12 protein-coding genes are annotated in these 14,521 nt (G+C 44.2%); 7 read left to right on the top strand and 5 right to left on the bottom strand.

Annotated elements, in window-relative coordinates:
- Window positions 1-46: 46 nt before the first annotated feature.
- The gene (locus tag V1225_RS00975; protein ID WP_160202996.1) at window positions 47-217 is read right to left on the bottom strand and encodes a ribbon-helix-helix domain-containing protein; all 171 of its coding nucleotides are present in this window, start codon (window positions 215-217) and stop codon (window positions 47-49) included.
- A gap of 359 nt (window positions 218-576) precedes the next feature.
- Between V1225_RS00975 and V1225_RS00970 the strand changes: the two genes are divergently transcribed.
- The 4 genes from V1225_RS00970 to V1225_RS00955 all read left to right on the top strand — a co-directional run bounded on the left by V1225_RS00970 (window position 577) and on the right by V1225_RS00955 (window position 6,175).
- Window positions 577-2,355 (top strand): InlB B-repeat-containing protein, encoded by a 1,779-nt coding sequence (locus V1225_RS00970; RefSeq protein WP_251615262.1) that lies wholly within the window; start codon window positions 577-579, stop codon window positions 2,353-2,355.
- A 243-nt stretch (window positions 2,356-2,598) separates the two neighbouring features.
- A complete protein-coding gene (tuf, locus tag V1225_RS00965; RefSeq protein ID WP_160200804.1) occupies window positions 2,599-3,792 on the top strand; it encodes an elongation factor Tu in 1,194 nt (397 codons plus the stop codon).
- A gap of 209 nt (window positions 3,793-4,001) precedes the next feature.
- On the top strand, window positions 4,002-4,472 hold the full coding sequence (locus tag V1225_RS00960; protein ID WP_160203250.1) for a hypothetical protein: 471 nt from the start codon (window positions 4,002-4,004) through the stop codon (window positions 4,470-4,472).
- Window positions 4,473-4,702: 230 nt separating this feature from the next.
- Window positions 4,703-6,175, top strand: coding sequence for an LCP family protein (locus tag V1225_RS00955; RefSeq protein ID WP_161909446.1), 1,473 nt, complete (start codon window positions 4,703-4,705; stop codon window positions 6,173-6,175).
- Window positions 6,176-6,231: 56 nt separating this feature from the next.
- Here V1225_RS00955 and V1225_RS00950 read toward each other — a convergent pair whose 3' ends face one another.
- On the bottom strand, window positions 6,232-6,759 hold the full coding sequence (locus V1225_RS00950; RefSeq protein WP_161909445.1) for a DUF2284 domain-containing protein: 528 nt from the start codon (window positions 6,757-6,759) through the stop codon (window positions 6,232-6,234).
- Complete coding sequence (locus V1225_RS00945) at window positions 6,752-7,288, bottom strand: C-GCAxxG-C-C family protein (protein ID WP_338547239.1); 537 nt, start codon at window positions 7,286-7,288, stop codon at window positions 6,752-6,754. The genes V1225_RS00950 and V1225_RS00945 overlap by 8 nt, the downstream gene beginning before the upstream one ends.
- A gap of 178 nt (window positions 7,289-7,466) precedes the next feature.
- Here V1225_RS00945 and V1225_RS00940 point away from each other — a divergent pair, with 178 nt between their 5' ends.
- The 3 genes from V1225_RS00940 to V1225_RS00930 all read left to right on the top strand — a co-directional run bounded on the left by V1225_RS00940 (window position 7,467) and on the right by V1225_RS00930 (window position 11,605).
- Window positions 7,467-9,167, top strand: a complete 1,701-nt coding sequence (locus V1225_RS00940) for an FAD-dependent oxidoreductase (protein ID WP_338547238.1) — start codon at window positions 7,467-7,469, stop codon at window positions 9,165-9,167.
- A gap of 286 nt (window positions 9,168-9,453) precedes the next feature.
- A complete protein-coding gene (locus V1225_RS00935) occupies window positions 9,454-10,986 on the top strand; it encodes a Na+/H+ antiporter NhaC family protein (RefSeq protein WP_338547237.1) in 1,533 nt (510 codons plus the stop codon).
- A gap of 91 nt (window positions 10,987-11,077) precedes the next feature.
- Window positions 11,078-11,605: a hypothetical protein gene (locus V1225_RS00930; protein ID WP_161909441.1), complete on the top strand. Its 528-nt coding sequence runs from the start codon at window positions 11,078-11,080 to the stop codon at window positions 11,603-11,605.
- 29 nt (window positions 11,606-11,634) lie between these two features.
- Here V1225_RS00930 and V1225_RS00925 read toward each other — a convergent pair whose 3' ends face one another.
- Together V1225_RS00925 and V1225_RS00920 are read right to left on the bottom strand one after the other, a co-directional pair.
- The gene (locus V1225_RS00925; RefSeq protein WP_161909440.1) at window positions 11,635-12,573 is read right to left on the bottom strand and encodes a DMT family transporter; all 939 of its coding nucleotides are present in this window, start codon (window positions 12,571-12,573) and stop codon (window positions 11,635-11,637) included.
- A complete protein-coding gene (locus V1225_RS00920) occupies window positions 12,566-14,440 on the bottom strand; it encodes an AraC family transcriptional regulator (protein WP_338547232.1) in 1,875 nt (624 codons plus the stop codon). Before V1225_RS00920 ends, V1225_RS00925 begins: the two co-directional genes overlap by 8 nt.
- Window positions 14,441-14,521: the final 81 nt, after the last annotated feature.

Here is a 14,521-nt window from a genome sequence, read left to right as displayed (position 1 = left end):
GAAAAGGGCGAGGTTTCAGCTTCATTGTTACTTCTCAGGTACTCATTTAATTCTCAAATTCTATATTTTGCAGGGCGAAGATGATGCACTGATTGATGAATTCATTTCTGCTTAGGTCTGCCTTTCCTGCATTTTCATCGATGGATTTTAATAGGTCAGAGGTAAGCCGTATGGAAATTACTTCTTTATCTTGTTTCTGTGGAATAAATTTTGCCATAATTCAAATCCTTTCTTTACATAATTGTATTCGCTGTGATATGATTTGTATGTATTCAAAAAATAATGCTAAAAAATGAATACAAAAATAAATGTAAATATATTTTGAAGCTATCCTAAACGCGGCTTAGCGCGGCTTAAATGCAGTTAGCATGATAAAAGAAATATTTTGTTTATTAAAGGAATTGAAATTTTTGGGAGTAGGTGACAAAATATAACAAGAATCTAACCTAAATCATGATATGATAAGTCCACTGAGTTAATATTATAATTTCATGCAGTTGAATTGCCGGTGTGCTGCGGCTGCAGTGAAATCAACAATGAAAAGAATAAGGGCTTTATAGGAGAAAGGAAGAAAATATGAAAACATTAAAAAAGTTTAGCTGCTTGATTATGGCACTCATGATTGCAATGTCACTGCAGCTGAGTTTTGCAGCAGCAGAGATTTCGGATGGAGAAAGCCCTTCGATTTCCAATGAAAAAATTACAAGAGATAATTACAATGATTACGTAGATGCAATGGAGGCGGAATTAAACGGAGACAATGTAATTGCGCCGGATTACACAGATGAAAAAACCTTTGGAACCTATGCGCGGCTGCATTTTGATGGATGGAACGTACAGGTTACTGATTATAAGTTTGATGGTCTGCAGGTTACACTGACCTTGCAGGCAGATGAAGGATATGTGCTGCCTGCCGCTTTGCCAGACAGAGAGAGTAGGCCCGGATCGGGAAATTGGATTGCGCAGGTGCCGAGACTGGTCGGATCGACTGCCAATGATAACAAATATACAGTAGATGAAAACGGAATCGGTACTTTGACTTTCAGAGCAAGAAACGAGGCTGACGCAAGCTCAGGGATTGTCGGTGCACGATTGGATTCCCAGGATTCTTACTATTCTGTGCCTGTACTCGTTTTTGCGGCGGCGGTTCCTCAGGGAGAGAAAGAATCCACTTATCTGAAGGATTATCGTTTTGCCAATGTGGAGCACAGAGCAAACTACAAGACCGGCTATCTTGGCTATGAGCATACAGTAAAGCCAGAATCTTTCCGCCTGACAGGTTCAAGAACCTATCTGACAAAACAAAATACAGATTTGAAAATCTATGTACGTGCGCAGGAAAACTTTGCGCCGATGGAAGTGGGCGGATATATTAAAACGGGAATTACAGACAGTCCGGATAAAACTGATTATTCAAATCGATATATTGTTTTTAATGTGGGACGAAACAACGTGTCTTCTAAAGAAATCTTTTACCAGCCAACTCTCTTTACTGTAAATGTTTGGGATGCGGCACAGAGTACGTGGGTGAGAGTTGCTGCATACGATTATTATCATGAGGATAATGAAATCAGATTTGCAGAACTTTTAGGAAATCGTTTTGATGTAGAAGGCAAAAAGATTACAAGTCTCAATCTGCAGACTTATCAGTATGACCAGACGATGAGTCAGATTCAGACTTCGAAGCTGGATTCGCGGGAAGTTGGACTGGATTATACCCTTTCCACAAAGAAAGATGATTTTGATGTGCAGTGGGTGAACAGCGGTACTGAAAAGGTTGACGAAAGCGATGCTTCCAGCCTGAGATTCCGTCAGGGTGATATTTATGTTACACCGAGATATACAGATTGCTTTACTGTAACCTTTGTGGATTATAACGGCAACGTTTTAAAGAGTGAAGAAGTGCTCGCCGGTCAGGATGCAGCAGCTCCTGAAGATCCTGTGCGCAGCGGCTACCGCTTTACGGGATGGGATAAAGAATTTACCAATGTACAGGAGAATCTGACCGTCACAGCGCAGTACCGGAGTACCTATATTCCGGTAACGCCGCCGACAGAAATTGAGGATCCGGATGTTCCCCTTGATCCAAATCCGGGAGAAGAAAATCCAGACGATCCTGGCGATGTGGATATTGATGAGCCGGATGTACCTTTAGCACCTGGCATTGATATTGACGAGCCTGATACTCCAAAGGCTGATAAACCGAATAAAACTGAAAAGAAGAATGACAACGGTACTGCAAAGAACAGTTCCCCAAAGACCGGAGATGACGCATTTTTGTGGCTGGCAGTATGGATGATGATTCTGGCAGCAGCAGGGACTGGCTGTGCAGCACTAATCTATAAACGGAAATAGAATAGACGCAAGTAGAGCTACAGTGAAAAAGGATGTATGTAAAACGTCCTTTTTTGATGCAGCTGTATTCATTGGCAGATTGCTTTGGTTTTACCGCAGTTTTACCATGGAAATGACTTGTAAACTACAGAAAACTATGCTAAAATATTTTTTAGGTTTGAGCAAAACCCAATAAGCAGATTTGGGGACGCCCAAGTCCGCCTTTCTAAAAAATAACGTTATACAATTAGGAGGAAAACAAAAATGGCAAAAGCAAAATTTGAGAGAACCAAACCGCATATCAATATCGGAACCATTGGCCACGTAGACCATGGTAAGACAACGCTGACAGCAGCAATCACAACCACCCTGTATCAGAGATATCAGCTGGGTGAAAAGGTAGCATTCGACCAGATCGATAAGGCACCAGAAGAAAAAGAAAGAGGAATCACCATTTCTACAGCACACGTAGAATACGAAACACCGAATAGACACTACGCACACGTAGACTGCCCGGGCCACGCTGACTATGTAAAGAACATGATTACAGGAGCAGCACAGATGGACGGCGCAATCCTGGTATGCGCAGCAACAGACGGACCGATGCCGCAGACAAGAGAGCACATCCTGCTGTCCAGACAGGTAGGCGTACCATACATCGTAGTATTCTTAAATAAGTGCGACATGGTAGATGACGAAGAGCTGCTGGATCTGGTAGAAATGGAAATCAGAGAACTGCTTGACGAATATGAATTCCCAGGAGATGACACACCAATCATCAGAGGATCCGCACTGGGCGCATTAGAGAACCCAGAAGGACCATGGGGAGATAAGATAGTAGAACTGTTCGAAGCAGTAGACAGCTACATTCCAGAACCAGAAAGAGCAAACGATAAGCCATTCCTGATGCCAGTAGAAGACGTATTCTCCATCACAGGAAGAGGAACCGTAGCAACAGGAAGAGTAGAAAGAGGCGTACTGAAAGTTGGTGAAGAAGTAGAAATCATCGGCTTAACAGAAGAAAAGAGAAGCGTAGTAGTAACAGGACTGGAAATGTTCAGAAAGCTGTTAGACCAGGCAGAAACAGGAGATAACGTAGGAGCACTGCTTAGAGGTGTGCAGAGAACAGAAATCGAAAGAGGACAGGTACTGGCAAAACCAGGAACCATTCATCCGCACACAAAGTTCAAGGGCGAAGTATACGTACTGAAGAAAGAAGAAGGCGGAAGACACACTCCGTTCTTTAACGGATACAGACCACAGTTCTATTTCAGAACAACAGACGTAACAGGAGACCTGCAGTTACCAGAAGGAACAGAAATGTGTATGCCAGGAGATAACGTAACCATGACAATTGCGTTGATCACCCCGATTGCAATCGAAGAAGGACTGAGATTTGCGATCAGAGAAGGCGGCAGAACAGTAGGTTCCGGCGTTGTTACTGAGATCATCGAATAATTACGATATTGAGTCAATTTGAATAAATAAGTAGCTAAGACCTGCGAGTAGTCGCAGGTCTTCTATTATAATCATTATAAAAGAGTCTATATAGCAAAAAATAACAAAAAACTAACCAGCGTGTGGTATAATATAACTTATTAGACTAATTTCAAAAGAATCTTAAAAAATGCACACACTATTTAGTGTATGAAAGAGAGGATGGGCAGATGAAAAAATCAAGAGTGCTGATTTGTCTGATTATGACGCTTCTCATGCTGCTTCCAGCTTCATGGGTCTATGCGGATGAGTCGGAAGTGGCTCCAGCAGTTGATTCAGAGGAAGGGGCAGAACTAGAAACACCTTCGGAGCCCGAGCAGACAGAGGAAGGACAAGATATACAGGGTAGCCAGGCTGCAGATGATATGCAGAGCGCAGCGCCTTCTGACATTTCAGAAGAGGAAAACTCACAAGAGGATACTGCTGCGGAAGAAGAAAAAGAAGAGGAAGAGGAATTGATTCGCATTGATGATGAGGCGGTTCCTCTGGCAGGTACACCGGAAGATACAGAAACCAGTGGCTGGTCGTTGAGCAATGCGCTTTGTGTGGGATTGGCCTTTGTTGGTAGTGCAGTAATTCTGGCTATAGCCGTCATGAAATTCAGAAAAAAAGAAACGTCTGAAGGACGTAAGGAAAATTAGCAGCAAATGCTGTCTGCGATTCGCAGGTGACGTAATTCATCATATTTAGAAGGAAAAGGAAAGTCTCTCTACAGAAGACTTTCCTTTTCTTTTTTCTGCAATGATCAAGTTACAAGCTATAATTCTAAAAAATTCTTAAGAGGTATCGACAAAATTCTACAGACATAGTAAAATATTATGGTTACAAACTGTGACAACTTCAATATTTTGAGAGATATTAGAGGATACCGATGAGACAGGATAAACACGAGAAGAAACAGAACGGAGGCGCGTTTAGAGTATTTACCAGGATATGGTCGATTTTTTATATATTAGTGACCATTGCTTTTTTTGGTTTTTTTATTTATATGGACGTGCTGGCAATTAAGTATGTATGCATGGCAGCGGGGCTGATTATCATAATTTTGATTCTCACTTTTCCAGCGCTGTTTTTCAAACGCTTTAAGAATTCCAGAAGAATTATTTCCCTGATTATTTCTATTGCACTGGTTGGGGCTTATGGCGCGGGGATTGTGTACATAAATGGAACGATTGATTTTATGGACAAAGTTACTACGGTAAAGGAGCAGACCGAACCTTACTATGTATTGGCGAAAGCAGACAGCACTTATGATGGGGCAGCTTCTATCACGGGAAAGGCTGTACAGACCTTCCTGACTAACGAAATTAACTATTCCGAAGCCAAGAATATGCTACAGGAAGAGGCGAATGTCACCTACGAAATGATTGAAGATTTGAGTACGCTGGCATCGGGTGTTTTAGACGGATCTTATGAATTGATTTTTATCAGTGAAGCGCATTATACTACGATGTGTAGCGAAAACAGCAGTTTTAAGGAAGGCAGTAAGATTGTGCATACAGTAAAGGTGCCGATTGAGACAACGAATATCGCAAAAGACGTCAACGTGACGAAGGATTCTTTTAATATTTACGTAAGCGGACTGGACACAGAAGGCTCTATTGATGTGGTTTCACGCTCCGATGTAAATATGATTGTTACAGTGAATCCGAGAACCCATAAGGTGCTTTTGACATCGATACCTAGAGATTACTACCTGGAGCTGCCGGATGCCGACGGCGCGAAGGATAAGCTGACGCATACCGGGGTACACGGAATCAAGGAAACTATTGCCGCAGTGGAAAAGATGACCGGACTTGATATGAACTATTATGTAAAGGTCAATTACACGACAGTTACCTCTTTGGTCGACGCCATCGGCGGCATTGATGTAGAGTCCGATTATACCTTTGTTACCCATGGCATGGGGGTTTACTATGAATTTTACGAAGGCACCAACTATCTGGACGGCGCAAGAGCACTGGCATTTGCAAGAGAGCGAAAGTCATTCAGCGACGGGGATTTGCAGAGAAACAAAAATCAGCAGAAGGTGCTGGAGGGAATTTTGAAAAAAGCGATTTCCAGTACGACGATTTTGACCAGATATACAGCGATTCTTGACTCTATCGAAGACTGTGTGGAAATCAATATGTCACAGGACGATATCCGCAACCTAATTAAAATGCAGACTGATGGGATGCCATCGTGGGATATAGAAAAGCAGAGCATTGTCGGAGTGTCCAGCAGCGAAGTCTGCTATTTGGATGGAATGAACCTTTATGCTTCTGTCGTGCTGCAGGATCAGGAAAGTATTGTCTCTGCGGTTGACCGGATTATCGCAGTCATGGAAGATGAAAAGGAATAAAAATAGAAACAGAATAGACGAGAACAAAGAGATGCCCGTGCGGCATCTCTTTTTAATCAATCTTTTAATATCACACCGCCGACTAGCAGATAGTAGTCGGGAATAGAAACACCGTCAGACCACTGTGCGGAAAAACCAAATTTATCCTCCACTAGTTTAACTGCCAGTATGCCGATAGACTCAAGGCCGTAGCGCATGATTTCGGGGTGGATGCAGGGAAGACCGGAAAGACGGGCGCATTTTTTGCAAGCCACACATTCCTGTGCAGCTAGCCCATAGCTTCCGGGTGATTTTTTTTCCAGCTCGCGCATTTCCGCATCAAACCGGCTCTTTTCTGCGAAAAGCCAGTTCTGTGCTTCTTCTATGGTTGCGGCAGATGCGCAGCTGACGCGGTCGACAATCAGATGAAGCGATGAAAAGCCCCGCCAGAAATCAGCGGGCTCAAAGTCAAAAGCAGGGCAGGACCAGGTTTTCTGATAACCAGAGCATTGACGGCACTTGCTGTGGGTCAGCTCAAAATCAAAATACTGATTCATCAGTTCATCGATAGGTATATGTGTTTCGAATCGTTGGATTTTACTCATGTTTTAGTTTTCCTTCTACAATCATTCTTGCGATAATCTCCGCACAGAACGCGACAGCAGTAGCGCAGTGGAATGTTCCGTTGTGATCCATATACCCCTGATCGCCTTCCGGCGTCTTCCAGTCATAAACAGCGCCCATGGTATGAATCATAACATCTTTGCAGAGGATGCCGCCGTATTCTTCACGGAACTTATCCGCAACCTCTCTAACCATTACATGACAGGCGTCATAATCGCCGGCCAGGTCATCAATTGGTCGCCCGTAGCAGATACTGATTGCCCATGCCGCTGCGTTGAGTGCGCCGCAGGTACCTTCCAGACAGCAACCGCAGCCTCCAGCAATACCAAAACATGCCTTGAGCATATCTTTGGTGATTCCAAAGTCAGGAAATGCGGAATAAAGACCGTTTAGCATGCTCTGGATGCAGTTGCCGTAGTCAGTTTCCGTCTGAATGCCGACGTTCATCGCTTTTTTTATCAGGGCTTCTTTTTCTTCCTGGGGTAATTTTGTATAGTCTTGCATCATCATAACTCCTCTCAGTTTTTACTATGTAGTAAGTTAAAATTATTTTAGCGGAAAAGCGAAAAAAAAACAAGATATCCGCTTCGATGACAAGATAGTTAGCAAATTAATAAATTGAAATGGTAATTTTGAAGTGATAAAATTGCTTTAACTAAGTAATTTTGTATCTGAAAGGAGAAGTTTGATGAAACTGGTTGTGGTAGGCGGCGTAGCTGGCGGTGCATCTGCAGCAGCAAGAGCTCGCAGAATTGACGCGAAAGCAGAGATTGTAATCTATGAAAGGGGGGAGCATGTTTCGTTTTCCAATTGCTCACTTCCATACTACCTCGGAGGTGTTGTGGGATCTGATGAAGACCTGATTATGATGTTTCCGGAGGATTTTAAGAACAATCATGATATAGATGTATATACAGGACATGAGGTGACTGCGATAAACCGTGACAGAAAGACTGTGAACGTAAAGAATTTGAATACCGGTGAGGAATTTGAGGATTCCTATGACAAGCTGGTGCTTTCTCCGGGCGCGAAGCCTGTAATGCCAAAGAGTATTAGGGGAATTGACGCAGGCAATGTGTTTACTATCAGAAATGTGACGGATATCAGTAGACTAAAGGTCTATCTGGACGCTGCCGGAATAAACAATGTTGCAGTTGTCGGTGGCGGCTTTATCGGAATTGAAACAGCCGAAAACCTACGGGAAGCTGGAAAGCAGGTATCTGTCATTGAGGGAACAGCGCAGATTATGGCGCCTTATGACTACGATATGGTGCAGATTCTGCATAAGGAACTGGATGACCACGGAATCAACTTGTATCTGGAGTCATCGGTTACAGCTATAGAAGACGGAAAGGTAACAGCGGTAAAGGACGGTAAAGCCTTCAGCATCGATGCGGACGCGGTTATTATGGCTGTGGGTGTGGCGCCGGAAACGGAACTTGCTGAAAAGGCTGGTCTTGAAATCGGGCAGAGCAGAGGCATCAAGGTCAATCATAACTATCAGACCACCGACCCGGATATTTACGCTGTTGGAGATGCCATAGAATCTTTTAACAGTCTGACACATAAACCGGGCAGAATTGCGCTGGCAGGACCTGCGCAGCGACAGGCAAGAGCGGCGGCGGATCACATCTATGGAATTTCTGCAAACAACAAAGGCTTTATCGGTTCCTCTTGCATCAAGCTGTTTGCACTTAATGCAGCGTGCACCGGACTCAACGAAAAGACAGCACAGCAGGAGGGTTTCTCCTATGATTCTGTGATGATCTTCCCTTCAGATAGAGTGGGCATTATGCCGGGCGCGAACTATATGGTATTTAAGCTGATTTTCGAAGTTCCTACGGGCAGGATTCTGGGCGCGCAGGCAATTGGAACCGGTGAGACTGATAAGAGAATTAACGTGATTGCCACGATGATTACTATGGGAGGCACACTAGAAGATTTGAAAGAACTGGAGCTGTGCTACGCGCCATCGTTTTCGACTGCAAAGGACGTTGTGAATCTGGCGGCACTGGTAGCGCTCAATGTACTCAACGGCAGAATCAAACAGGTGCATGTCAGCCAGGTTCGCGCTCTGGCGGAAAGCGGTGCCTGCATTATCGATGTCAGAAGCCCAGAGGAATTTGAAGGGGGACATCTCAAGTGCGCAAAGAATATTCCGCTGGGGCAGCTGCGCGGCAGACTTTCCGAAATTCCAAAGGACGTGCCGGTATATCTGCACTGCCGTTCCAGTCAGAGATCCTATTATGCGACATGTTGTCTGCAGGGCAACGGGTTTGAGAATATTGCAAATATCAGCGGTTCCTTCTTGGGCATCAGCCTGTATGAATACTTCAATGATAAGGTTTTAAACAGGGAACCAATTGTGACAGCATATAACTTTGACTAATAGTAGCCAATTGATGAACTTTTCAGAAATGGCAACTCGGTCAATAAAAATAGCAAGGTAATCAGTGCATTATCCGACAGGTATGGTATAATAATGACAGCATTAGTGGCATTTTGCTACATAATGCGAAAAATTATTGCGTTATAGCATGGATTTTTTTACGCTGGCTGAATGATTGCAAATATTTTGCGAAAATTACTAGATTTTGAACTAATGTGTGAAATGGAAGACATGGTATAATGCAAGTGTGAAATTATTTCTTATCATACTTAGGAGGTTTTTAGTTATGACAGAAACTAAAAAAACTGGCGAACGTCTTCCTAACGTGTTCGAGGCCTTTTTACCGGTTCTCGTACTGTTAGGTTTGATGCTTGCGAACTTTTTGTTTGAGTGGGGCAACGACCCGCACATCTACGTACTGCTTGCAGCGATTACCTGCTGCGTAGTAGGCAAACTTTGCAACGTACCTTTATCTGAAATGATGGCGGCAGGTTTTGCTTCTATCAGCCAGATTTTGGAAGCGCTGTTCATCCTGCTCTTCGTAGGATGCTTGGTTGGATCCTTTGAATGGGCTGGTGTAATCCCTGCTATCGTATACTACGGTCTGCAGATTTTCACACCTGCAGTTTTTCTTCCGGCAGTTGTTGTACTGTGCGCGATCGTAGGTTTATCCCTGGGATCTTCCTACACTGTATCCGCTACACTGGGTATCGCGTTTATGAGTATCGGTGCAACCATGGGTATCAACCCTGCTATGATTGCTGGTGCGGTTCTTTCCGGCGCTTGTACCGGAGATAAGTTCTCACCGCTGTCCGATTCCACAAACCTGGCTGCGGCAGCTTCTCAGACCGGTCTGTTCGACCATGTAAAAGCAATGATCGGAACGACTTTCCCTGCGTTCCTAATCGCATTCGTTATTTACTGCGTAATGTCCCTGACAGGAAAAGCAGGTACATATGATCCTGAGTTGGTAGACGGTTTATCTAATGCGATTAAAGACAACTTCGCATACATGAGCCCGGTACTTCTGTTACCGGTTGCAGTTATCATCTTGGTTGCAATACTGCAGATGCCAGGCATCCCGGGTGTACTGCTTGCGTCATTGACAGGTTGTATCTTTGCAGTCATCTTCCAGGGTGCAAGCTTTGCGGAATGTATTGCAATGGTGCACTACGGATACTCTGCTGAAACTGGCAATGAACTGGCTGACACACTGCTGAACAGAGGCGGTATGGACTCCATGCTCTGGACTATTAACATGGCGCTCATTGCCATCGGCTTCGGCGGCATGTACTCCAGATGTGGCGCTGTAGAAAGACTGCTGGGCGGAATGATTAAGAAGATTAAGACGCCGTTCCACCTGATGGCTGCAGTAATTGTTACCGCAATGTTCTGTATCCTGACTATGTGTGACCAGTATCTGGGACTCATCATTCCACCTGCAATGTACAAAGAAAAGATCGACGATATGGGTCTTTCCAGAAATGTTCTTTCCAGATGTACAGAAGACGGCGGAACACTGTTCTCCGCACTGGTACCTTGGTCTTCCTGCGGTGTATATCACTCCTCCATGCTGGGCGTAAGCACCATGGCTTATCTGCCGTACTGTTTCACCAACATCCTGAATCCGATTATCTCCCTGGCTACAGCAGCTTGGGGGGGCAACATCATCTTCGCAGATGGTTCTCGTACCGGATTCTTTGGAGGCAAAGTGAAGGCTGGCAAACCGGCTGGGGCACCTGCTGAAGAGCACGAACATGCGCTCAAGAGACTTGCTGAACTCAGAGCTGACGGAACTTACAAAGAAATCGGCAAATAAACCGGCAAGTGAATCTAACATAAAAAATTACGCATACCCGTTTTACGGGTATGCGCTTTTTGCAAAAGAAAAGTAAAGGAATGAACAGATTATGACTTATAAGGGTATTGTAAAAGAACGGGATTTAAAGAGAAAAACGATATTATTAATCGGCGGCATTATCATACTCTACCTTTCATTTAGACAGCAGAATTACTTCTATATGATTTTGGCAGTAATTCTTACCTTAGCCATCTTTTTTGAAAAAACTCATTTGGTATCGGAAAGAGGCGTTGAAATCAGGTACAAACTGTTTGCCTGGAAGGTAGTAAATAGATGGGAATGGGACCAGATTACCGCAATCCGTCCCGACTTTAAAAAAGCCAAACCGAACATTCTTCTTGAAATCGCCAAAGATGTGGCGATTAGACCTTTTGTGTTTACGGAGGAAGACGCCTGGGGCGTGATGGAATTGGCAAAGAAAATGAATCCGAATGCGTATGTAGATGATCGGACGCAGGAAGAGAGAAGAGAAGACGCGGACGAATACAACAGAAAATTGGATGAAGAAAGAATGCGCAAGGCGCGAGCAAAGCAAGAAGCCAAAGCAAAGGCAAGAAAAAAGCATTCTAAAAAATAGTTTAAAATAAGGTAAAAAAGAGCTCTGCTTTATGCAGAGTCTTTTCTTTTAGAATCTTCAGTTTTCGGTTGTTTGCTGGCTTCTTTGCTGGCGGCAAACTCCATATACAGGATGCTGACCATGATGATGAGCGCACCCAGCCAGCCAGTGAACCGCATGGTTTCACCCAGCAGAATGACTGATAGAATGCAGCCGGAGGCTGGTTCCAAGGCGAAGATGACCCCGACCCGGTCAGGAGATACGAAAGCTTCTAGATGGGTCTGAAGGCAGAAGGAAACAGCGCTGCAGAATACGCCCATAAGGATAATGGCAATCAGCTGGCTGCTACCGGTCAGGGAATAATGGATATCACCGGTGATGCTTGCGATGAGCGTGCCCCACAGAGAAATGAACCCCATGAGGAATACGGTAAAGAGGGACGAATCGACTCTCGGATTTTTTGAAACCTTTTCAACCAGTATGATATGAAACGAGCCGGCTACAGCAGCTAGAATACATAGTAAATCTCCGGAATTGATGACGAGTCCACCCATACCAGGCGCGTAGCATAGCAGGAAGACGCCGACAAGACAGAGCAGAGCGCTGATTACGATGATCTTAGAAATTTTGATTTTAAACAGGGCCCGGTTCAGGACCGGAATCATCAGGAACGACAAGGTGGTAAAGAAAGAAGATCTGACCGAGGTCGTATACTTAATGCCCCAGATGCCGAAGGCAAACATGAGGAATACGGCAAAAGACAACAAGAATGCGTACTTGATGACGTCTCTGTTCAGCAATTTAAACTTCCGATGAAAGGCGATGGCAAGACACAGCGCGGCGATGCCGAACCTGAGTGAAATGATATAGAAAGTAGGGCATGCCTCTACGTATTTTGTAAGAGGATAGCTGAGCCCCCAAAATAGTGCAGCGACCATCAGTCCGACGGCAGCAGTGCGTTCACTTAACTTGTGATTTTGATTAGGCATCTTTAGAGTCTCCTTTCAGTCTGATTACAGCATATTGTAATTCTACGCCTTTCATGGAAAAATTCATATTGAATGTGGTTCGCACATCTTCGATATAGAGTTCCAATTCCGGTTCTGTCGGAATGGATACAGTCTGCGTACTGTGGAAGCCTACATCGTCGTTAAAATCAAAGGCGGACAAATAAGCGAAAATGTTCCGGTTCTTTGTCAGGGAATATTTCATCACCGAGTACATCCCCGGAGGCAGATTCAGACTGACATTGAAATCAATTTCGTCTTTGAACTCATTGAGAATGGTTTTTGCCTGGTGGGCAGTGGTCTCCTTGGTACACATTTCATAAATGGCTTCGTTGAAGTTGCTTACGATGATGATGTAGGCAGGATTGCTGTCAGACTGGGTTTCGATGACGCAGTACTGTTTTCCCCAGCACAGGAGATTTCCTTTCAGGCGGGAAAGCAGCTGACAGGCAAAATAGCCTGGTTTGCAGGTGCCGTTTGCCGTCAGCAGGGCAGGCTGACCGCTCAGAATCATTTCGCCAGTATCGTAGTCACGAAGCGGCAGTCGAATCTCTTTTTCCTCAGAACGAATTAGCTTGTGAATCAGGTGAATCGGGTAAGCGATGGAATCGTTTCCTGCTGAGATGACGGAAAATGGTATATGATTTTGCTTTCTGCATTCTACCTCAAACCCTGCGGCGAGCAGGAGGTTTTGGAATTTGTCAATTTGCTGTGAACTGTCGTCATCGCTATAAAGAAGCACGACGGTTTCCGGATGCAGGTTGGCCAGCTTCGAGAAGATATGAAATCCCATGACAGCAAAATCTTCACAGCGGATTTGCACAATCAGATTGTGTGAAATATAAGCTAGTGGTGTGGCGTGGATGTCCGCATCAATTTCCAGTTTCAATGTATTGACTAAAGACGTGCTGTTCTTCTGTGAGTTTAGGGAAGAAAGCAGGTTGCGGATCAGTGTGATGGCTTTATTGGGCGGGATTAATGTCAGCGTTTCCCGATGAAATTCGCTTTTTACCATTGGCATATACATCTCCCTGTGCGCTTGCGGAGAATGGCCGAACCACTTGCGGAAATATTTTTCGTAATAGGAAGTCGTAGAAAAACCAACATCCTTGGCAATCTGACTGATTTTTTTGTTGGTATCAAGAAGCTGAATTTCAGACCATTCTACCCGGGCAAAGCACAGGAATTCCCGAAAATTCATACCGGTACAGTCCTTGATAATATGGGAAAGATAAAAAGTGCTCAAATGCTCGATTTCCGCCAGATCGTCCAGGGTAATCTTCTCCGCGTAGTTCTGATAGATATAGCCGATGATATGGCTGATTCTTTCGATGGTCACAGGGTTGCTGCTCTCAAAATTAATCACCATTTCGCCGTTGAAGGCAAAGAGATTGAAAATCCTTTCCAAATATTTGATGACCTCAATCATGGCGTAAGTGCATTCTGTCTTGTAACGGGAACTTCGAATGGAATACTGCAGCAAAATGTCCAGCAGCTTTTCCTGCAGATTATCGTGCTTACTGCTGCGCCCTTTGTTGGTGTAGGTGCGGTAGCATGCTTTGCTCAGGGAAGGAAAATACTGGGAAAAATAATGGGTGCTGATCTGAATCAAAGCGACAATATTATCCGGATCTTCCGAGGTCAGACTGTGAACCTCATGACCTGAGTTGGTAAAGATATCTCTTTCGTGGAGGGTATAGCTGCAATAGCCGTTTTTCAGGGTGACCTGCCCTTTGAGCACAAAAACAAATTCAATATCCTGGTGATAGTGAATCGGGTAATCTTCTATATTCGCAATGGTAATGTTGATGGGAAAATCATCCTGATACGTGATTTTTTCAAAAAGCATGGCGACACCTGCCGTTTCCTATGATAGTTAAAATTGTAACATAAATGCTGGCCCTTTGAAAGCGATTGGGCTGATTTTTTT

The sequence above is a fragment of the Emergencia sp. JLR.KK010 genome (assembly GCF_037018265.1).
Classification (GTDB): domain Bacteria; phylum Bacillota; class Clostridia; order Peptostreptococcales; family Anaerovoracaceae; genus Senimuribacter; species Senimuribacter intestinalis.
The sequence above is the reverse complement of the archived record's forward strand: the minus strand, read 5'-3'. Positions and strand labels throughout refer to the sequence as shown.